The organism is Spiroplasma eriocheiris (genome assembly GCF_001029265.1).
Lineage (GTDB): Bacteria > Bacillota_I > Bacilli_A > Mycoplasmatales > Mycoplasmataceae > Spiroplasma > Spiroplasma eriocheiris.
The window spans coordinates 1,257,537-1,279,362 of the sequence record NZ_CP011856.1 but is presented as its reverse complement, the minus strand read 5'-3'; the positions used below and the strand labels follow the sequence as shown (position 1 = coordinate 1,279,362).

The following is a 21,826-nucleotide window of genomic DNA, read 5'->3' as shown; positions in this document are numbered from 1 at the left end:
AGGTAAAAAAATGCATAAGTTAGAAAGAAAAAATATGTTATTAGATTTTTTACAAGCAAAACCATTTCACAATATGGCGGAAATTAATGAGTATGTTGAATCATTAGGAATCGCATATGTTACTGTCCGTCGAGATTTAAAAGAATTGCAGAATGAAGGTTTAGTTAGTCTATCTTATGGTGGGGTTAAAACTAATGAAAAATCGGATAATAGTACAATTAAACATTTTAATCAATTAAATTTAAATCTTAAAGCTAAACAACAAATTGCTAAACTAGCTCAGAAATTAATTAACCAAGGTGATGTTCTTTATTTGGGAGCTGGAACAACCTGTGAGGAATTTGCTAAACAAATTAAAACTGAAGTTAAGGTGATAACTAATTCTTGATTTGTTTACCAAATTCTCTTAAAAAATTCTTATATTATTGAGCCAATTCTAGTTGGCGGCAAATATCGAGAACCTTCGGGGGTCTTTATTGGTTCGTTTGCAGAAAAAGCATTAGAAATTGAACCATTCTATAAAACATTTGTTTCAGTTACGAATATTGATTATGATGGTAATCTCTATAATAACAATGAGGGTGAGTCACACCTCGAAGCAATTATTTTAGCAAAAGCCAAATATAAATATATTCTTGCTGATAGTTCAAAATTCAATTCAATAGGTTATGAACATTTCTGTAATATTAAAGATATTGATGGAATTATAACTGATCGGGTTGTGGAAATTAACCCAGAGTATTTAGCAAAAATAATTAACTAGAGAAAGAAGGAGTTAAAACATGATTTTAAAAAACGCAAAAATAGTATTAATCAATGAAATTATTGAAAAAGGATGAATTGAAGTTGACGGTAACTTAATTAAATCAGTCAATAAAGGAGAAACTAACCAAGATGGCTATGACTTACAAGGACTAATTGTGATGCCTGGATTTATTGAATGTCATGTCCACGGTGGTTATGGTCATGATTTTGAAGAAGGCACAATTGCTGGATTTAATGAGTTTGCCAAAAAAATTGCACAAGAAGGAGTAACAAAGTTTTGCCAAGGAACAGTTACCGGGTCTGTTGAAAAAGTAACTAAGTTAATGGAAGTCTATGGTGAATATATGACTAAGCATAATAAAGGGGCAAAAGCATTGCAAATTGGTGCTCACCTGGAAGGTCCTTTTATTTCACATGAATTTAAGGGAGCACATGAAGAGGCACTATTAATTAAACCAGATATTAAAGTGATGCAACAATTTATTGATGCTTCAAAAAATAACATTCGGATTGTTACTTATGCTCCTGAATTACAAGATGGATCATTCACTACTTTCCTTCTGAAAAATAAAATTATTCCTTCAATGGGACATTCTGCTGCTAGTTTTGAGCAAGTAACAACCGAAGTTGGGCGGGGTGCTAACCATTTTACTCATCTTCATAATGGAATGAGTCGTTATGAACATCGTAAACCTGGAATGATAAATGCAGGTCTATTCTATGATGAAATTTTGTGTGAACTAATTACGGATGGAATTCATAATCATCCTGATACTATCCGGGAAGCTTACAAAATTAAGGGGGCTGATCACTTATGTATTATTACAGATGCGATGATTGCAAAGGGGTTAGCTGATGGCCCATATAAATTGGGTAATTTGGATGTTATTAAAAAAGGTCAAACTGTGACCTTATTAAATGGAACGTTAGCTGGTGCAGCGGCAACTTATGATTTTAGCGTTCGTAATATGTATAATTTTACTAAATGTTCACTAATTGATTTAATTAAAATGACAAGTATTAATGTCGCAAAGCAATTGGGGATTTATGACCAAACAGGATCAATTCAACCAAATAAATTGGCGGATCTTGTTGTGGTGGATAATGATTTAAATGTCAAAATGACCATTTCCGAAGGTGAAATTGCTTATAATAATCTTTAATAACTTCTTGGAAACTATCTATCAAAGATAGTTTTTAATTTGCAATTTTACTTTCTTCAGGGAATTAATATGTTAAAATTAAAAATAAGGGACAGAATATAATATAAAAATTATTAAAATTCATTAACTAAATTTACTTACCAAAGAAAGAAGGAAATTAAGTAATGAAAAAACTTTTAAGTATTTTAGGTGCCATTAGTTTAACAGCAACCGGTGCAAGTTCTGTTGTTGCTTGTCATAACAAAAGTGCTGAACCAAATGATAATACCAAAATTAATCTTAGTGAAATTAAAATTCCAAAGATGACCAATTCATTAGCAATTACAGTTAATGATGAAAAAAATGTTACATCAGATGAATTAAATGCTATTAATTTTAATGATACCTTATTAGAATATGTTACAACCCAAATTAATAATATTCTTAAAGATGGTAATAAAATAACAAAATCTGATTTTAATATTACTAATAATGCAAAAGCAGGTAATTATGAACAAGCCCAACCGATTAACATTACCATTAATGCCCAAGCTCAATCTAAAATTATTATGGGGAAAACAACTTTAACAATTCAAATTATTGCGATTGCCGGAAGAATTAATATTTCCGTGTTAACTTTTGAACCCAAAAATCCAGTATTAAATATTCAGGTTAAAAATCCTGCCAGTGTGACACAAGATGAATTAGATACTATTAATAAAAATTTAACATTCAAAGGTGAGATTTGAGGTTTTATTCGCACCCAGCTCCCAGAAGCAAAAAGAACAGGCTTTAAAGTTAATGACTTTATTTTAACCAATAATGCCACAACTGGTGATTATCAAACTGCTAAAGATATTACCGTAACAGTACAGGCTCAGCCTAATTCAAAAATTATTGAAGGTAGTTTTCAATTTAGTATTAAAATAATGGGAATTAAACAAGCAGTTGATATTAGTTCAATTAATAAAATCAGCGATAATCCTGTGGGAATTACGGCAATTCAAAGTGGTGGTAATTTTGGATTTATCTTTGAATCAGATATTCTAACAAGTTTAGATAGTCTTGTTTTAAAAGCTGTGCAAAATCTTGATGCAACCCTAACAAGTTATGATGTTAGTTATGCGATAACTAATTTTGAGACAGTTAAAGCCGGAAATACCTATTTTCACCATTCAGGATGATCAGATCTTCCATATGTTGACTTAACAAATGGGAAAACAGTTGTTTTAAATTTAACATTAACTGGACATAACGCTGCTGTGGGAACGGCCAAAGTTAGTGTCGCAATTAAAAGTGCTAACTAGAAATTTAAAAAATTAAATAAACTCTGTTAAGTAGAGTTTATTTTTTTATTTTTGGAAAAATATAATAATCAGAAAACTAAATCAGATTTAATAGTATTCTTCGCTAAAAACATTTATAATTAATAGTAATCATTAGTAACAAGCATATGAAGGGGGAACAATATGAGTGTTAAAAATAACTTAGATAAATTAAAAAACCAAATTGGAATTAAACGTTGTATTATTGTTGAAGGAAATATCAATGACATTTATGAAAATAATAATGGTTATGTTAGTTTAAAAGAACGGATTAAAACATTGCTAAAAGAAAAAGGCTTTCATGATATTTTTACTTGGGATCGCATTGATGGATTAGCCGGAGGAAATGTGAAAAGTCTAACATTAGTTGAAGATGAGAAAAAGGACCATTCGCAAGAAGGCGAAGCATATGAGTTTGGTAAAGAATTAATTAATAACCAAAATGAACAAACAAATCAACAAACAGGACAATTTACTTCTTTAGCGGAATTTTTTGCAATTGTGCGGAAAAATATGCTTGGGAATAGCCCTAAAAAAGTTGCTTTTATTGCTGATAGTTCAGATTATTTATTTTCAAATGAGCAAAGTTTAAGTGAAGATGAACGGGTTAACTTAATTTCCCTAAGCAAAGCTTTTAAAGATAAGAAGTTTGATCAGTCAGAAATCATTGATTTTGATACTTCGCTAATTTTTATTACAAATAATATTGGAAAACTACCAACATCGTTTTATCTTCATAATCCGGATGTTAGTACCATTACATTAGCAAAACCAAATCGCGAAGAGCGTGAAAAGTTTATTTTAACTAATAAAAATTTCTTTAAAATTAGTGAAGATTTAAACCAAGATATCTTAAAATTACAAGATATTTACGATACAATGGAAGGGTGAACTCTGAAAGAAGTTTACCAACTGATTAAATACTCAAATAATATCAATGAACGGTTGCCGTTTGAAAAGTTATTAAATTCTTATCAATATGGGGATAAAGTTTCACCGTGAGAAGAAATGAACTATCAAAAATTAGCAACAATTGAAGATGAACTACGGAAAAGAGTTATTGGTCAGGACCATGCGATTGAAAAAGTTAAAAAAGTTGTTTATAAAGCATTTACCGGTTTATCGGGTGTGCAATATTCAGCGAAACGAACTAAACCCAAGGGAACTTTATTCTTTGTCGGGCCAACAGGAGTTGGGAAAACAGAATTAGCAAAAGCGTTAGCAAAATTTCTCTTTGGGGATGAAAAAAATTGTATTCGCTTTGATATGTCAGAATATAACCAGGAAGCAAGTGACCAAAAATTAATTGGGGCCCCACCAGGTTATGTTGGTTATGAAGAAGGGGGACAATTAACAAATGCTATTAAAGAAAAGCCATTTAGTGTTCTTTTATTTGATGAAATTGAAAAAGCTCATCCCCGAATTTTAGATAAATTTTTACAAATTTTAGAAGATGGGCGGTTAACGGATAATAAAGGCCAAACTGTTAGTTTTTCTGATTCATTTATAATTTTTACTTCTAACATTGGGGCTAGTGAAGTTGATGACCACCAACCATTTGATCAGATTCAAAAAGAATTTATTCAAAAGGTTTCTGATCATTTTCGTACCGAATTGAAACGCCCAGAATTATTAGGAAGAATTGGTAATAACATTGTACCGTTTAACTTTATTAAAGACACTGCTTTCAAAGCAAAATTAATTGCCCATAAATTAAAACCAATTCAATTAGCTGTTAAAGAAAAATATAAAGTTAATTTAGAATTTGGAGAATTAGAAAAAATCTTAACCATTATCATGAGTGATGCTGATGATAAAAAAGGTGGTCGGGATTTATTAAACAGTATTGAAAAACATATTGTTGATGGCTTAAGTGAATTTATTTTTACTAACCAAGCGAATTTTCGAGTAAACCAAACAATTATTGCTGAGCCACAAGGATCAGTAATTAACTACACAATTAAAAATTAATGTCTAAAAATCTTATTAATTTTAATCGCTTTGTTTCATTCACTACCATTGAAGGTCCCGGCAATAGATTTGCTTTATGAATGCAAGGATGCATTCTTAATTGTAAGGGGTGTAGCAATCAAGAAATGATTCCCTTGATTAATAAAAATGTAATGGAAGTAAAGGAATTGTTTAAAGCAGTTCTTGATGCTAAAATTAGATTCAATATTGAAGGAATTACGATTCTTGGTGGTGAACCATTTATTCAACCCCGTGCCTTATTAGAATTAGTGCAATTGTGTAAAGCTCATAACTTAACAGTAATTATTTTTTCTGGTTATGTCTATGAAGTTTTACAAAAAAAATACCCGGCGATTTTGGAATTTGTGGATATTTTAATTGATGGACCATTTTTAATTAATAAACTAGATAAAAAAAGAAGATTAATTGGTTCAACTAACCAACGGGTGTTAAAATTATCGCCGGTTTATGCAGATGATAATTATTTTGAACAAAATATTATTGAAGCCGAATTCACTGTTCAGGAAAATAGTTTAATTATTAATGGTGATGGCGCGCACTTAGTAAATGATAATATAGAGGAGGAATAGCCAATGGGAGCATTCAAATTAGAAGGTAATGTGTTTGACCACATTAAACAAGATATTATTAAAGTTGATGACAAATTAGAATTCAAAGCAACAAATGGTGATATGACAGATTTTAATATTAACGATGTAAAAAGTGACTACAAAGTAATTTCTGTTATTCCAAGTATTGACACAAGTGTTTGTTATACGCAAACAGTAAAATTTAATAAGGATATCAAAGATTATCCCCACGCCCGATTAATTACAATTTCACGGGACTTACCATTTGCTCAAGAAAGAAGTTGTGAATCATTCCGTGATAAAGATCATTGTTTAGTATCAGATTACAATTATCGTGATTTTGGGAACAAAACAGGGTTAGTCTTTAATGCTACGCAAATCTTGCCCCGGGCAGTATTAATTTTAGACAAAGATAATATTGTTCAATACATTGAGGTTGTTAACCCGGTTGGTAACGAGCCAGACTATAACAAAGTATATGAATTCTTAAAAAACCATGCCTAAAAAGTATTATTATAAATAATACTTTTTATTTTTAACATTTTTTTTGTTTGTAATTGATAATTTAATTTGTGTTTTGACAATTGTAAGAATTTATAATTTTAGTAAAATATTATATGGAGAAGAGAATAAATTATTACCTTATTATAATATTAATAAAACGAAAAAACTATTATTAAATATTAACTATTACGAATTTCCACTAATGTTTACCCGTGAAAAATTATAAATATATTAAGTATTATAAAAATACACGCCAGTAAGTCAACACGAAATATTTTATATTTCTATTGAGGTGCATTTGTGTAATCTAAATTATTAAGTTGTTTATTTTTTAATAAATAATTTTTAATTTTGAGTTTTTATCAATTATCTAATTTTAAACCTAATAAGAATGGAGCGAATAAGAACTAGTGATACATCCAGATAACAATTTATTTTATCAAATAATAACTGAAATCAATCAAGCTATTGAAATTGAATCCGCTTATAATCATATTAACCCTTTAATGTCCTTAAAAATTGAATTGTATTCCCTAAAAAAAATAAAACCCACTAAAATTAAAAATACCCTTATTGATCGTTATTTAACTGTTCTTAACAAACGAGAAGAATCTTTAAATAATAGTATTATGACTTTGATTGATGAATATTGTTACTTATCTTTAAAACATTATCAACAAAAACGTTCTCCCCAAGCAGTTTGTGATGATTTAAATATTAAGATTTCAAAACAGTTTAATTTTATTAATAACAATATTAAATTATATTATCTTCATAATTTTTTAGGTAGTTTTCTAATGTGAAAACAATTAAAATTAGAGTTAGAAAATTTAAGAACTGGTATTAAAAAATATAAACTAAACTACTTGTATAATAATAAATTAATAGTTAATGAAAAATAAAAAAACAATTCGTCCCCTGAATTGTTTTTTTATTTGATGGCAATTTTATTTTTAATTTCATCTAAACTAGTTAAATCATCATTGGGATTAATATTGAAATTATATCCTTCCTGGCGATGATACTTGGGAATCACATGCATATGATAGTGGAAAACTTGTTGAAAAGCTTCTTCTTTTTCATTAATAATATAGTTAATTCCTTTTGGTTTTAAAGTATCATAAATGCGATTAGCAATTAATTTCGAAGCTTTGGCAACTTCTGCTAAATACAAATCTTCGGTGTCGCTAAAGTAATCCGAATGTGATTTAGGGATTACCAAAGTATGACCGTCGCTATTTGGAAAAATGTCTAAAAATGCATAAACATATTCATTTTCATAAACTTTACTACTAGGAACCTCCCCGTTAATAATTCGACAGAACAAACAATCTTTTTTTAACATTTTTATGTGCCTCCTTGTTTACTCCATAATTATATTATAACAAAAAAAGCAAAAAGCCATCTTTTCGGATGACTTTTTCTTTTTTAATCACGACTAATAATATATGTTCCAATTGCATCATATAAAGTTTGCGAATAGATGTTTTTAGGATCATTATTAAAGGCTAATGAATATAATCTTGTTTTTCCTGATTTTTGTAAATCAGTATTTTGGGCCATGGTATATTCAATTCATTTTAGAATATTACCTTTATAATTATCAACACTTGTTGGTGAACCATCAAGATTATATAAAGGAGCTCCGGTGTTATCATATGAACCTAGGTAACCATCACTATTATATAACCATTTAACTGATAATCCTTGGACTAACCAATTAGCATTTAAGTCGGTTGGTTGACCGCCAGAACCGTAAAATTTCATTTCTAATTTATTAGCATCAGTAATTGGTTTATCTTGATAATTTAAAGTCATATTATTCATTAAATCAATTGTATAAATTGGTAACACAAAGACTAATGAAGCATTCCGTTTGTTGGCATCAACAAATTCATAAGTTGAAACTTGGTCAGTTGGTCCGTTATTAGCTCGCATAATCCCAGCGGTTAGGACATTTCCTAAATTGTTTTTATATAAGTCAGCATTGTTAATAGTTGTAAAAATTGAATTATCACTTTTCTTGAATCCAACAAATCCTTTAAAGCCCGGAACATTAAAGATTGGGTCAATTCCGTCTTTAATTTGGTTCGTAGTATCAGGAGCGGCGGGATCAACTGCAAAATCTTTTTGCAATAAATCTAGAATTGCTTTCTTGTCACTACCATTTGCTGCGTTATTAATTTTTTCAATTTCTGAATAAGGGAATTTTTTCTCTAATTCAGTTTTTGACATTTTAACTTCTCACACCATTTTAATGTATGATTTTCATGTTGTGCGCGAAGAAGGATTATCTTCTCATGATTGGATATTATTGAATAGAGCCCCGTTTTTATTAATGTATAAATGTGAATCATTTCCGGCTCCGTATTTACGAATTTGATTTTGGTGTAAATAGGTAGTTGCTAAAATTTGGTCAACAACACTTGGAATTTCAACATGGTTATAATAGTCATTAAAACGAACTTGTAAAGCTACTTTTTTAGCGTCTTCACTTAATTTATTAAAATCATCATAACTAGACTGGTCTACTAATTTTTGATCAATTTTAAATTTATAACCAGGATTTTTTTCTAATTCAACTCGTGATTTAGCATAATAAGCAATTAGGAAATCAGCCCCCCCACTACCAGTTTTGTCGTAGAAGTATGATTTAACTCCTAAAACAAATCAATTGTCAGTTTGGTAATCAGGCGCATACCCTTGACTAGCCATTTTATATTCTAATGGTGAGTTATTACTAATTCCGGCTAAATATTCAGTATATAGTTTATCAAGCGCAACTTGTTTAACAAAGTTAACAATTTGACGGGCAATAATGTTATCTGGTTGCGAAGTGTCAATTGTAACTCCGGTATAACGTGCACGGGTTGCTTCTTCTGCTGAATAATAGAATTTTGAAATATTAGAATCTAATAAACGAATTGCTAATGTTTTTAAGTCAGCACTGTTAAAAATTTGGTTGAAAGAATATTGGACATAGTCAGCATTACCATTAATTTCGGCAATAATTCATTTTTTAATTTCATCGGCAATTGCAGGGGTATCAAAACGTTCAAACTTATCACTTTTACAAGCAACAACTGCGGAAGAGGTTGAAGCTAAAATTGAAATTGTTCCTAAGATACTTAATAATCGTTTCATTTATATTCGCCCTCCTTTTTAGTATTCAGCAATTGTCCAGAATTTACCATTTGTTGTTGTAATGTTAGCTAAAATAGCACTAACATCAAATGTTAAATCTGGTCAACCAACTGCATATCCTTGAATTGTGGTATTTTCAGTTTGCACGTTTGAAATAAAGGTTCCAATTGCTGATCCGGTTAAGTTACTTGCCGCTGAATTAATAACGTTTGTAAACCATGTGGTATCTGCTTCACTACCTGATTGTGTTTTAAAAGTTAAGAAACGTTTATACCAATCATCTGGGGTTGCAATCTTAACAATATTTTTTTCAACATTATTAAAGAAATCAAAGATTCAGAATCATCATAAATTACTTGTTGTTCCGTCAGTTGAAGAATCTAATTTGGCATATTTTTTAACTTCATCTAAGACATTAAATGTTGTACGACTTCCAGCAATAGTATTGGCATTACTTTGGTTAACTAAATATTGTAAATATTTAGCATTTTTAAATTGGGTGTTCATTTTACTATTAACACTTACATCATCTGTTTTGTTATGATCAGCTGCTTCAAAAGTATTGTGGGCATAACTTAATGAGTAAAATTGTCAATTATTAGTATAGTTATTGTAATCATCTGTTGTGGTTGGATCTAAGTATTGACCACCATCAATATGAACAATATGTAAACCATCAGTATCAATGAAGGCAATTACTGAATCATCTTTTAGCCCTGAACCATCACTAACTTGACCAATTTTTCAAACTTGGCTCATATGAGTTGCAGTATCACTAGAATTACGGCTTAATGTTTTAATTGCAGCATCAGCATCTGCTGGAAGAGTATCATATTTAGTATTACCAACATTTCCGTAAATATTTGCTTTTATAACATTTGATTTAAAAATATCATCACCATTATTTAGGGTTAATAAACTTTTTGAACTAGCAGCAGTCCCGTTATTATTACGGTAGAAAGTTTCTCAATCTTCAGGAGAACTTCCAGCTAATTTGCCAAGATCAGTAGTAATGTTTGCTAACACACCTTTATCAAAATCATCACTAGTAATGCCATCTTTAAACGCATTGGCGGCGTCTTTAAAAGCATAAGTAACTTGTGAAATTGCTAATGGTTTTTGATTAGTAAATCAACGTTCTAAAGAATATTTTTGGAATAATGATAATTGTCCAGCTTGGTAAATGTTTGAGTTTAACATTAAAGATCCTAACTTATCATTAGTTGTTCCATCAAAAATAGGGGCGTCTACCATTGGATGTTCTTGAAGATATTGTTCAGGTGATTTGGTTTCTAAATCGGTAGCAATTTTTTTTAAGGTTGCTGAAATATCAAAATCTGGGTAAGTAAAACTTCATACATTGGTTGTATAATTCCATTGGAATGCTACTGCTAAATCACGGCGGGCACTAATATTATCTTTATTTCAATCATCAGCTGATTTTTTTTGAACTACGGTAAAATCATAAAAATTATATAAATAATTAGTTAAGATTTGGTTACTACTTGTTTGGTAACTACGCATATTATTGTTTAATAATACGTTAGTTAACATTGTTGTAGCACTTGTACCGTTATCAGCCCCAGTTGCCATAATTGCCGCTTTATAATTGTTTTCTTCAATTTCATATTTCTTTGAACCAGAAGCACCAGTAATATCTGGATAGTTTTTATCTAACCATTTATGATATTCATCTTCTCATTTTTTTTGGTAGTCGTTTTTAAATGATTGTTTTTTATTTTCAACTTGTTGATTGGTGTTAGAAACTAATAATTTTCATTGTTGACTTAAAATTACTTGTAAATCTTGGTAGTCAGCAACAGCAGGCATTTTTTCACTCTGTCCACTATCAACTAACTTATTACTATTAGCTAAGATTGAAACACTTAGAATTTGCATTAATTGTACGGTCATTTTAATTCTAGTTGTTCCATCCCATTCATTAGGGTCATTACTTCATTTATCTCCCCCAATATTGGTAAACGGATCTTTTAGTTCATTTCAAACATCAGCGGAAGTTACATTTTTTCCTCCCCCAATTCCGGGCAATCATGCTCACACACTATTTCCGGCGCTGTTTTTATGCTGATCCTTTGTATTGTCTTTATTACTACATGCTGCTAACGTTCCAACTGGGGCCCCAGTGATTACGAAACTAGCTAGTAATGACAAAAGTTTCTTCATTAATATTCCATCCTTCCTTGAGTTATTAACTTGGCTGAACTTTTCCTTATTAAAATGTAAAGAATTACATTTAATTTTTATACAAAGTCTACTTTTATTGTACAATAAAAGTAGACTTTATTATAAAAAAATTGAGATATTTTTAATATAAAAAGCCTGATAATTATAGGAAAATGAGGTGGAAAAATGCAGCAAATTGAAATTAAAAATTTACATGTTTCAACTGATGGTGAGATGATTTTAAAAGGGTTGGATTTAGTTATTAAACAAAACGAAATTCATGCGCTAATGGGACCTAATGGTAATGGTAAATCAACTTTATTATCAACTATTATGGGTCATCCCAATTATAAGGTTGAACAAGGTGACATTTTATTTGATGGTGAATCTATTTTGGACAAAACAGTTGATGAAAGAAGTAAATTAGGCATCTTTTTTGCGATGCAATCACCAGTTGAAATCCCTGGTGTTTTAAACTTAGATTTTTTAAAAACAATTATTAATGCTCATCGCGAAACCCCAATTAAATTACCAGATTTATATAAAACAATTAATGAAAATACTAAGAATTTAAAAATTGAAGAATCAATGATTCAAAGATATTTAAATAGTGGTTTTTCAGGTGGAGAAAAAAAGAAAAACGAGATTTTACAGTTAAATGTTTTAACTCCTAGTTTTGCTTTAATTGATGAAATTGATTCGGGACTAGATGTGGATGCTTTAAATGTTGTTAGCGGAGAACTTAATAAAAGAATTGGGAAAGATTTTGCAGCTTTAATTGTTTCTCATTATGATCGTTTTTTCAACTTGGTAAAACCAACCCATGCCCATGTAATTATCAAGGGAAAAATTGTTAAAAGTGGTGATTATCAATTAGTAGAAAAAATTAACCAGGAGGGTTATGAATGATTGATGCGCGAATTAAAGATTGATAATGTTAAAAATGAAGATCAAAAGCGAATGAATACTGCGGTTGGTTGTGCCGCTAAAAATGCAAAATAATGAGTGTTTTATTAAATAACACGGTTGTTAATAATCAGTTTAATATTATTGATAATTCGCAGCATCAAACAGTAAAGATTGAGAATACTAAAGATGGGGAAAATTTTGAATTTAATATTACTGATAATATTAAAAACTTAACCTTATTAGTTTTTCTTCATCTAAATAATACTGTTAATCTTAAATTCAATATTGCTAATAATACTAATGTTAATATTGTTAATATTTACAAAAATAAAGATAACCACCAGAATATTAATTTAGAATATAATGTTTTGGCAAATAGTACTTTAAATTTATACCATTTAAATATTGTAGATAGTAATATCAACGAAAATGTTACTTTTAATTTATTAGAAAAAAGAAGTAAAGTAATTTATTATTTAGCAAGTTTATCAACTAGTGATAAACAAAAAAATGAAATTATTTATGCCCATCATCAAGCACCGCAAACGTTTAGTGAAATTAAAACTTATTCAATTGCAAAAGATGCTTCATTACAAACAGTTAAGTGTACTAGTCATATTGAAAAAACGATGGCTAAATCAGAAGCACATCAAGAATTACGCTTATTAGTCTTTGATAAAACTTCGCGGGCAATTTCAGATCCGATTTTACTAATTGATGAAAATGATATTAAAGCTAGCCATGCCAATGCATTAGGGATGCTAGACCCTGAACAAGTCTTTTATTTGCAAGCTCGAGGACTAACAGTCAACCAAGCACGTAAATTAATTTGTATGGGATATTTTAAACATGTAATTGAAGCAATTGATGATGAAAAAATTCAAACTGAAATTATTAATGAAATTGATCGGGAAATTGGAGAGTAAGAATATGGTTGATGAAAAGAATATTAAAAAGTTGTTTCCTTTTTTTACAAATAATCCCAATGAGATTTATTTTGATTCTGCGGCAACTACTTTAAAACCGCAAGTTGTAATTGATGGTATTATTGAATATTATAGTAAATATGGGACTAATCCCCATAATACTGATAGTGACTTAGCATATGAAACATACCAAAAATTCAACCAGGTGCGGACAAAAGTGCAGAAATTTATTAATGCAAAGGATAGTAACGAAATTGTTTTTACATCCGGAACAACTTTTGCATTAAATCAAATTGCTTTTGGTCTGGAAGATACTATTCAACCGGGAGATGAGATCCTAATTACTTACCAAGAACACGGGTCTAACATTTTACCATGATATCGTTTGGCAAAAAATAAAGCAGCAACTGTTAATTTTATTCCGTTAAAAAATCATACCCTTGATTTAGTGGCTTTAAGCAAAATGATTAGCGAGAAAACAAAGGTAATTAGCTTTGCGAACATTTCTAATATTTTAGGTTATGAAATTGATGTTGTTGCGGTAAGTCAAAAAATTCGGGCTTTAAATCCTAATATTATAATAGTAATTGATTGTGCCCAAGGAATTTTACATACTAAAACGGATGTCCAAAAATGGGATGTGGATTTTATTTGTTTTTCAGCACATAAGATGTTTGGACCAACTGGGGTTGGGGTTTTATGAGGTAAAATTAACCATTTAAAAGCATTGCCCCCCTTGATTGTTGGTGGAGATATGAATGCTCGCATTAGTAGCGATGAGTTGTCATATCTTTTAAAAGAAGTTCCCTTTTGTTTTGAAGGAGGAACCCAGAATATTGCTGGTATTTTGGGGTTTGCGAAAGCAATTGATTTTATTAACGAAATAGGTTTAGATGATATTATTGCTTATGAACAACAATTAAAACAATATGCTGTTGAACAATTTAATTTAAAATTAAAAGATAAGATAGTTGTTTATAATCCTGATGCCAAAACAGGGTTATTAGTATTTAATGTTAAAGATAAATTTGCCCAAGATGTTGCAACCCACTTAGGAACAATTAATCACATTACCGTTCGGAGCGGAGAACATTGTTCAAAATTAATTAACCAAGTTATTGGAGAAAGCAATACGGTGCGAGTTAGTTTTTCAATATATAATAATAAAGAAGAAATCGATAAGTTAGTGCTAGCATTAGTTAATGAACAAGATTTTTTAGGAAGGTTGGTGTAAATGAGAATGGAAAATAAAGATCCGATATTTTTACGGCAAATAATTATGGAACACTATGCAAACCCTACCCAAAAGGGTCTTTTAAAAAAACCAAATAGTCTCTATGTTCATCAAGCTTCGGATTCTTGTATTGATGATATGCACCTTGAACTGGAAATTGCTGATAATAAAATTACGAGTGCAAAATTTGATCGGATTGGGTGTGCAATTTCTACCGCTGCCACAGATATTATGGCTGGTGAAATTGTTGAGAAACCAGTTGCAATGGCAATTAAAATTATTGATAATTATTTAAATATGTTATTTGAAAGAACATACGATGAAACAATGTTAAATGAATTAATTGCTTTCATTAATGTTCCCAAACAACCCAACAGAATCAAATGCGCAAGTATTGGGGTTAATGGTTTCTTAAAGTTATTGCAAGAATATGAAAAAACACAAAAATAAAGGTGGTGAATTAAATGCCAAAGTTAAAACAAGAAAAAGAAATTAAAGATCTTTCAACATATAAATATGGTTTTAGTGATGGTGATATTTCTTATTTTCATACTGACCAGGGAATTAATGAAGAAGTAATTCGAAAAATTTCAAATTATAAAAATGAACCAGCATGAATGTTAGAGTATCGCTTAAAGTCATACCATAATTTTATGAAAATTAATAATCCTAAATGGGGCCCTGATTTATCTTTTATTAATTTTGATGAATATATTTATTATTCAAAATCAACTGATAAAATTGCCAAAACTTGGGATGATGTTCCTGAAAAAATCAAAAATACTTTTGACCGCTTAGGAATCCCCGAAGCTGAAAAAGAATTTTTAGCCGGAGTCAAAGCACAATATGATAGTGAACCAGTTTATGGTAGCATGTTAAAAGAAGTTGCCGAAAAGGATGTTATTTTTTTAGACTGTGATACCGCGTTAAAAGAACAACCAGAATTATTTAAAAAATATTTTGGTACTTTAGTTCCTAATAGTGATAATAAATATGCAGCACTAAACGGTGCAGTATGGTCTGGAGGTTCCTTCATTTATGTGCCAAAGGGTGTTAAATTAGATAAACCATTGCAAGCATATTTCCGGATTAATTATCAAAATAGTGGCCAATTTGAGCGAACTTTGATAATTGTTGATGATGATGCCGAACTCCATTATATTGAAGGATGTACGGCACCAATTTATTCCGAGGATTCATTACATGCGGCAGTGGTTGAAATTTTTGTTGGGAAAAATGCCAAAATGCGTTATACTACAATTCAAAATTGAAGTGATAATGTCTTAAATCTAGTAACTAAAAGAGCAATTGTTGAAGAAAATGGTCAAATGGAATGAATTGATGGAAATATTGGTTCAAAAATTAATATGAAATATCCTAGTTGTATTTTAAAAGGCCGAAATGCCAAGGGCCAATGTATCTCAATTGCGGTTGCCAAAGAAGGTGTTATTCAAGATGCTGGAGCAAAAATGATTCACTTAGGAAAAAATACTTCTTCTAAAATTATTTCAAAATCAATGACCTTTAATGGTGGTTCAGCAAATTACCGGGGTTTAGTGCAAATTGGCCCAAATGCTCAATATTCAAAAGCTCGGGTAGAATGTGATACTTTAATTTTAGATGGGAAGTCACATTCCGATACCATTCCTCAAAATAAAGTTTTTAATAATGAATCGCAAATTGAACACGAAGCAACCGTTAGCAAAGTTTCAGAAGAACAATTATTTTATTTAATGAGTCGGGGTTTAACTGAGCAGCAAGCATTAGAAATGATTGTAATGGGTTTTTTAGAACCATTTACCAAAGAAATTCCAATGGAGTATGCAATTGAATTAAACCAATTAATTAAAATGAATATGGAAGGTAGCGTTGGTTAAGCAATGGCGAAATCAAAAGATGAAATTCGTGCCGAAAAATTATTTTACCGGCAAAACCTTGATAAGAAATACTATCAAAAAAGTAACCGGATTATTCGGAAAAAACTATTAAAGTTGCCCGCTTTCCAATTGGCAAAAACAATCGGGATTTATTATTCAGTTAATAAAGAAGTTGACACGCTAAAAATTATTAAATATTTATTAAAACATAAATATAATGTTGTGTTACCACGAACAGTTGGTGCTGCTTTGCAATTTCACCAAATTAATAATTTACAAACTGATTTAAGATATAATGCAAAGTATAAACTATATGAACCAGATAATAAATTGCCAATTTATGCTCCCCAGCTGATTGATGTAATGATTATTCCCTTATTATCCTATGATCTTGACCATCATCGTTTAGGATATGGGAAAGGTTTTTATGACCGTTATTTAAAAGACTTCAGGGGAACTAAGATTGGTTTAGGTTATCACTTTCAATTTGTTGAAAAATTGCCTTGTGAACTCCACGATATTCCCCTTGATATAGTTGTTACTAATTAGTACTTTAATAAATTAGAAAAAAGTTTGCCGCTCGGTTCAGAGTTTCTCTTGATATAATCTTTTTAGTATTAAATTATTACATTAAGATTCAGTTAAAAGAAGAGGAGAATGCTAATGGCACAGCACGCAGCGATGGCAAAACATGCTCCTTCTTCAACACATAATAATTCATCTAATAAAAAAGGACTTCGTCAAGCAGGTTATATCTTTATGGTTATTAACACTGTCTTTTTAGCTTTTGCAATTATTCCAATGATCTGATGTATTCCAATGACAATGGCCGCTAAAAAGAAAATTAAGAATTTAAATGAATCTGCAATCTGCTTAGGTATTTTTGCCTTTTTATTTGTTAGTTTTATTGGGGGAATTTTATTATTGTGTGGAGGAAGTGCCGAATAAAATAGGGTTAACCTATTTTTTTATTGAAAAAAAATGTAGGTGACCTACATTTTCTTATTATTAATATTTTCTTGCACTGATTTTTGATAAGCTTGTTGACCTTTGATCATTAAACACAACGGAATAATTCCAATAAAGCCCATTAGCACAACAAAACCACAAGCAATATAATTAAAAATTATTTTTATTTTAAATCGCTGTGGATTTTTAGTTTGAATTGCTAATAACGCTGTAGTATTCTGAAATGAACTGTGCGAATGCTTCTTTTTTTCTTGGTAGTATTTGCAAAGAAAACTTACTTCAAAATATAATAGTGTTCCAAAAAAGATTAGCGGTATTATTTGAATGACAGGTGGGATTCACTGGCCATGAATTAACGAAATTATTGCTCTTGTAAAAATTGAAATTGTTAAGGCGGCATCTAAGATTGCAATAAAAATGATGCTACCAAAATAATAATTGATTTTTTTATCAATTGCCATTATGAAACTCCTTTCTAAATTTAATCTTATAAATTTAGAAAGATAACATTATTTTTAACCTCCAAAATTATTTTCAGTCTTTTTAAATATAGGGATTTTTTAAAATTAACAACATAATTAATAATTATCCGAATTTTTAGAAAAATTACAAACATTCTTTTTAACCAAGGATAATATATTTTATTTTTAATTAGTTGAAAATGAAAATATAAAAACTTAATAAGATTATTAATTCCCAATTTAGTAAGATGCTTAACCCGGTTAAAAATATATTTAACTTTAAATTTAAATCAAAAAACTAAGCAAGTAAAAACAATTAAAATAATTGCGCCAAAGCTAATTAAACTGGCAATTATTAATGAATAAGGAATTAATAGTATTCTATTATTTAAATTAAAGTTAGCATTTAAAACCACATTGATTCCTTGTCATAATAATAAGATTGGCAAAAGATTATAGAAGAGTGGTTGCAGTTCTGTAACATTGTTTTTATTTTTATATCATTTGTAAGTTTGTAAATTTTTAGAAATTTCAATAGTTCTTTTTAAAAATTTAACAATTCAAAAAACAGCAAACCAAGTAATAATAATTAGCATAGTGATATTACTTATTATAAAAAATGGTAAGGCAAAAGGAGAAAGCAAACCAAAGCTTAAAAACAAGAAAAATATTGATAATGGTCTTAATAGCAAAATTTTCTTCATCTGATGATCTCCTTATTTTTGAATAAATTATAACATATCTTACCAACACCCTTCAGTGACAAAATAAAAAGATAAAATCGGCAATAAAATATTTTATGTTAAAATATAAATGTATTATATTTAATGTTAAGAAAGGCGGTGGTTATCCATGGAATCCAGACTGGAATGTCCGATATCCGGCATTAAATTACATAATCTACAGGGTATTAGTTTTAAATTTAATACATTATTTTGTAATATTTCTAAACCACAAATGGATAACTGCAGCAATGATGATCAATAATAATAAATAATTTTTCATTTTTTTGGTTGCTTCTTATCTTATTTTGTTGTGTTTAGAAAAAGAAAGGAAGCCCAAAAATGTTCAGAAAATATAGAGAAAAATTAGCTCTTAAAAAGAAGCTAAATTTTAATGATAGAAAATTAAAACTTTGTGCATCTTTAGACCAACCGGAATTATTAAAAGAAATGAAACAAGACGAGTTTGGAATTAAAGATCACCAAGTGGAAGAATTACAAAAAGAACATGGTTATAATGCAGTTGATCCATCAAAATTTAATTGAGGGTTGAATTTCCTAAAATCTTTTTTTGGACCTTTCAACTTAGCTTTGCTGGCAATTTGTATTTATAACTTTTATAACTACTTTAGTACCGCTGTTAGTGATCGTAGTTTAGGAGATATTTTATCACCTTGTATCGTCGCTTTAATGATTCTAGCTAGTGGGACTGTGGTATATGTCCAAACTATTAAAGCACATTTTGTAACTAAAAAACTAATTGGCATTGTTAGTAATAAAGCAACGGTCATTCGTAATTTAGAAAATTATCAAACAATCAATCAAGATAATATGTTTGAATTAGTAAAAAAAGCACACGATCTTGATGTAAAGGAATTAGTTTCCGGTGATTTAATTTATTTATCAAGTGGGGATATGGTTCCGGCTGATGTTCGTGTTTTAGTTAGTAAAGACTTATTTATTAACCAAGCTGCCTTAACAGGTGAATCAGTGCCAGCTGAAAAACATGCGACAACTACTAATACTAATTTATTAGAATTAGAAAATATTTGTTTAGCTGGAACAAGTGTAATTTCAGGTAGTGCAATTTGCTTAGTTGTGCGGACTGGTAAACAAACATATTTCTCATCAATTTCAGATGTCTTAAAAGAACGCCGACCATTAACAAGTTTTCAAAGCGGAGTTAAACGTGTGACATTCTTATTAATTATGTTTATTTTAATTATGGCCCCAATTATTTACTTAATTTATTCAGGAACAAAAAGTGACTGGGTGGGAGGAGTTGCATGGTCAGCTGCTGCTGTTGTCGGAATTATTCCTGAAATGCTACCAATGATTGTTACTTCTAACCTAGCACGGGGAGCTTATAAATTAAGTAAGAATAAAGTGGTAATCAAAAATTTAGGTTCAATTCAAGATCTGGGAGCCATTGATGTTTTATGTACTGATAAAACGGGAACCCTAACCAATGATAAAATTGAACTAATTGATTTCTTAACCTTGGATAATAAAAAAGAACCAGAATTATTAAAATTATTATATTTGAATAGTTATTTTTAAACTGGAATTAAAAATCCGCTAGATAATGCAGTGCTTAGTTTTGTAAAAGAAAATGAATATCGTTTCAATATTAATAATTTTCATAAAGTTGATGAAATTCCCTTTGATTTTGAACGTCGCCGTTTAACAATAGTTGTCAATAATGATAATGGGACTAAATTAATTACTAAGGGAGCCATTGAAGAAGTTTTAAAAATTAGTACTAAAATTTACTACCAAGATAAAATTGTTGACTTAGATGATAATTTACGAAGACAAATTAAAGCGCAACTTGAACGCTTAAACAACCGTGGTTTTCGTGCGTTAGGACTAGCATATAAAAATGTTAGTGCTGATAAAAAAGCATTTAATATTGAAGATGAAAATGAACTAATCTTCTATGGTTATGCTAGTTTCTTAGATATTCCAAAACCTTCTGCTCATAAAATGGTTAAAATTTTAGCTTCACGGGGAGTAGAATTAAAAATTTTAACAGGAGATAATGAAGCTGTTACACGTTCAATTTGTGAACGAGTAGGAATGAATATTAAAGGAATTATCTCGGGGGAAGAATTAGATGGTCTAGCTGACTATGAATTAAAACGAGTAGTTGAAAAAAATAATGTTTTTGTAAAATTGAATCCCCTTGAAAAAGCACGGATCATTAATATTTTAAAATTAAATGATCATGTCGTTGGCTTTATGGGTGATGGAATCAATGATGCTCCCGTGTTACGCCAAAGTGACATTGCCATTTCAGTTGATAATGCCACTGATATTGCTAAAGAAGCTTCAGATATTATTTTGTTAGAAAAATCATTAGATGTTTTAGAAAGTGGAATTGAACAAGGAAGATTAACTTTTGGAAATATTCTAAAATATATTAAAATAACAATTGCTTCGCAATTTGGAAATGTTTTTACTTTACTTATTGTTGCTGCTTGAATCCCTTTTGAACCAATGATGCCCGTACAAATGTTATTACAAAATTTAATTTATGATTTCTCACAATTTGCAATCGCATTTGATCGTGTTGACCCCGACTTCTTATTAACCCCACAGCGCTGGAAAACCAAAGGGTTCTTACCATTTGCTCTAGTTAATGGTCCAATTAGTAGTGTCTTTGATGTAATTACTTTTGCCATCTTTGGTTATGGATTTGGTGTTTTAGCAGCATATCATGCTGACCCAACTTCAGCCAATGCTGCTCATCATGTGGCAATGTTCCAATCAGGATGATTTATTGAAGGATTAATTACCCAAACTGTTGTTATGCAAATGTTTCGTACTAAAAAAATTCCCTTCTTCCAATCATATGCAACATGACCTGTTAATATGACAACAACAATTGTGATCTGTTTAGGATTCTTAATTCCTTATGCCTTCAATAATGTGTTCAGTATGACACCACCACCAGTAATCTATATTCCAATTGCCCTTGCGGTAATTGCCGGCTACTGTTTGGTCGCCCAGTTTTCAAAAGTTGCTTATATTCGAGTTGCCAAAAATTGACTTTAATAACCAAAAACGTTTATTTAATTAAACGTTTTTTTATACTATAATA

The 21,826-nt window shown here is 29.9% G+C and carries 19 protein-coding genes and 1 pseudogene; 15 read left to right on the top strand and 5 right to left on the bottom strand.

Annotation, left to right across the window (positions count from 1 at the left end):
- The first annotated feature begins 10 nt into the window (after positions 1-10).
- From SERIO_RS05880 to SERIO_RS05850, 7 genes are all read left to right on the top strand, one after another.
- Entirely contained in the window at positions 11-763 is a 753-nt protein-coding gene (locus tag SERIO_RS05880; RefSeq protein WP_047791902.1) for a DeoR/GlpR family DNA-binding transcription regulator, read from the top strand.
- A 19-nt stretch (positions 764-782) separates the two neighbouring features.
- Positions 783-1,928 carry an N-acetylglucosamine-6-phosphate deacetylase gene (nagA, locus tag SERIO_RS05875; protein ID WP_047791901.1) on the top strand — a complete coding sequence of 382 codons (1,146 nt, stop codon included), beginning with the start codon at positions 783-785 and terminating at the stop codon, positions 1,926-1,928.
- Positions 1,929-2,092: 164 nt separating this feature from the next.
- Complete coding sequence (locus SERIO_RS06790) at positions 2,093-3,214, top strand: spiralin repeat-containing protein (protein ID WP_073797524.1); 1,122 nt, start codon at positions 2,093-2,095, stop codon at positions 3,212-3,214.
- A 162-nt stretch (positions 3,215-3,376) separates the two neighbouring features.
- Positions 3,377-5,203 (top strand): AAA family ATPase, encoded by a 1,827-nt coding sequence (locus tag SERIO_RS05865; RefSeq protein WP_047791900.1) that lies wholly within the window; start codon positions 3,377-3,379, stop codon positions 5,201-5,203.
- Complete coding sequence (locus tag SERIO_RS06785) at positions 5,203-5,793, top strand: 4Fe-4S single cluster domain-containing protein (RefSeq protein WP_257787433.1); 591 nt, start codon at positions 5,203-5,205, stop codon at positions 5,791-5,793. The genes SERIO_RS05865 and SERIO_RS06785 overlap by 1 nt, the downstream gene beginning before the upstream one ends.
- Before the next feature lie 3 nt (positions 5,794-5,796).
- Positions 5,797-6,297, top strand: coding sequence for a thiol peroxidase (gene tpx / locus SERIO_RS06780; protein ID WP_047791898.1), 501 nt, complete (start codon positions 5,797-5,799; stop codon positions 6,295-6,297).
- Positions 6,298-6,707: 410 nt separating this feature from the next.
- Positions 6,708-7,199: a hypothetical protein gene (locus SERIO_RS05850; RefSeq protein ID WP_047791897.1), complete on the top strand. Its 492-nt coding sequence runs from the start codon at positions 6,708-6,710 to the stop codon at positions 7,197-7,199.
- A gap of 29 nt (positions 7,200-7,228) precedes the next feature.
- Here SERIO_RS05850 and SERIO_RS05845 read toward each other — a convergent pair whose 3' ends face one another.
- From SERIO_RS05845 to SERIO_RS05835, 3 genes are all read right to left on the bottom strand, one after another.
- Positions 7,229-7,642 carry an HIT family protein gene (locus SERIO_RS05845; protein WP_047791896.1) on the bottom strand — a complete coding sequence of 138 codons (414 nt, stop codon included), beginning with the start codon at positions 7,640-7,642 and terminating at the stop codon, positions 7,229-7,231.
- An 83-nt stretch (positions 7,643-7,725) separates the two neighbouring features.
- Entirely contained in the window at positions 7,726-9,441 is a 1,716-nt protein-coding gene (locus tag SERIO_RS05840; RefSeq protein ID WP_047791895.1) for a lipoprotein, read from the bottom strand.
- An 18-nt stretch (positions 9,442-9,459) separates the two neighbouring features.
- Positions 9,460-11,625, bottom strand: coding sequence for a Vmc-like lipoprotein signal peptide domain-containing protein (locus SERIO_RS05835; RefSeq protein WP_053040868.1), 2,166 nt, complete (start codon positions 11,623-11,625; stop codon positions 9,460-9,462).
- Between the two features lie 186 nt (positions 11,626-11,811).
- Between SERIO_RS05835 and sufC the strand changes: the two genes are divergently transcribed.
- From sufC to SERIO_RS05800, 7 genes are all read left to right on the top strand, one after another.
- Positions 11,812-12,627, top strand: a complete 816-nt coding sequence (sufC, locus tag SERIO_RS05830) for a Fe-S cluster assembly ATPase SufC (RefSeq protein WP_047791894.1) — start codon at positions 11,812-11,814, stop codon at positions 12,625-12,627.
- Positions 12,627-13,460 (top strand): SufB/SufD family protein, encoded by an 834-nt coding sequence (locus SERIO_RS05825; protein WP_047791893.1) that lies wholly within the window; start codon positions 12,627-12,629, stop codon positions 13,458-13,460. Before sufC ends, SERIO_RS05825 begins: the two co-directional genes overlap by 1 nt.
- A gap of 4 nt (positions 13,461-13,464) precedes the next feature.
- Positions 13,465-14,694 (top strand): aminotransferase class V-fold PLP-dependent enzyme, encoded by a 1,230-nt coding sequence (locus SERIO_RS05820; protein WP_047791892.1) that lies wholly within the window; start codon positions 13,465-13,467, stop codon positions 14,692-14,694.
- A complete protein-coding gene (locus SERIO_RS05815) occupies positions 14,695-15,144 on the top strand; it encodes an iron-sulfur cluster assembly scaffold protein (RefSeq protein WP_047791891.1) in 450 nt (149 codons plus the stop codon). It abuts the gene before it with no gap.
- A gap of 14 nt (positions 15,145-15,158) precedes the next feature.
- Complete coding sequence (sufB, locus tag SERIO_RS05810) at positions 15,159-16,571, top strand: Fe-S cluster assembly protein SufB (RefSeq protein ID WP_047791890.1); 1,413 nt, start codon at positions 15,159-15,161, stop codon at positions 16,569-16,571.
- A 3-nt stretch (positions 16,572-16,574) separates the two neighbouring features.
- Positions 16,575-17,120: a 5-formyltetrahydrofolate cyclo-ligase gene (locus SERIO_RS05805; RefSeq protein ID WP_047791889.1), complete on the top strand. Its 546-nt coding sequence runs from the start codon at positions 16,575-16,577 to the stop codon at positions 17,118-17,120.
- A 114-nt stretch (positions 17,121-17,234) separates the two neighbouring features.
- The gene (locus SERIO_RS05800; protein ID WP_047791888.1) at positions 17,235-17,519 is read left to right on the top strand and encodes a hypothetical protein; all 285 of its coding nucleotides are present in this window, start codon (positions 17,235-17,237) and stop codon (positions 17,517-17,519) included.
- A gap of 44 nt (positions 17,520-17,563) precedes the next feature.
- On the opposite strand, the gene SERIO_RS05795 is transcribed toward SERIO_RS05800, so the two are convergent.
- On the bottom strand, positions 17,564-18,001 hold the full coding sequence (locus SERIO_RS05795; RefSeq protein WP_047791887.1) for a hypothetical protein: 438 nt from the start codon (positions 17,999-18,001) through the stop codon (positions 17,564-17,566).
- Between the two features lie 26 nt (positions 18,002-18,027).
- Entirely contained in the window at positions 18,028-18,705 is a 678-nt protein-coding gene (locus tag SERIO_RS05790) for a hypothetical protein (protein WP_047791886.1), read from the bottom strand.
- 360 nt (positions 18,706-19,065) lie between these two features.
- On the opposite strand from SERIO_RS05790, the pseudogene mgtA reads away from it, so the two are divergent.
- Positions 19,066-21,780: pseudogene (mgtA, locus tag SERIO_RS06890) on the top strand (magnesium-translocating P-type ATPase).
- The last annotated feature ends 46 nt before the right edge of the window (positions 21,781-21,826 follow it).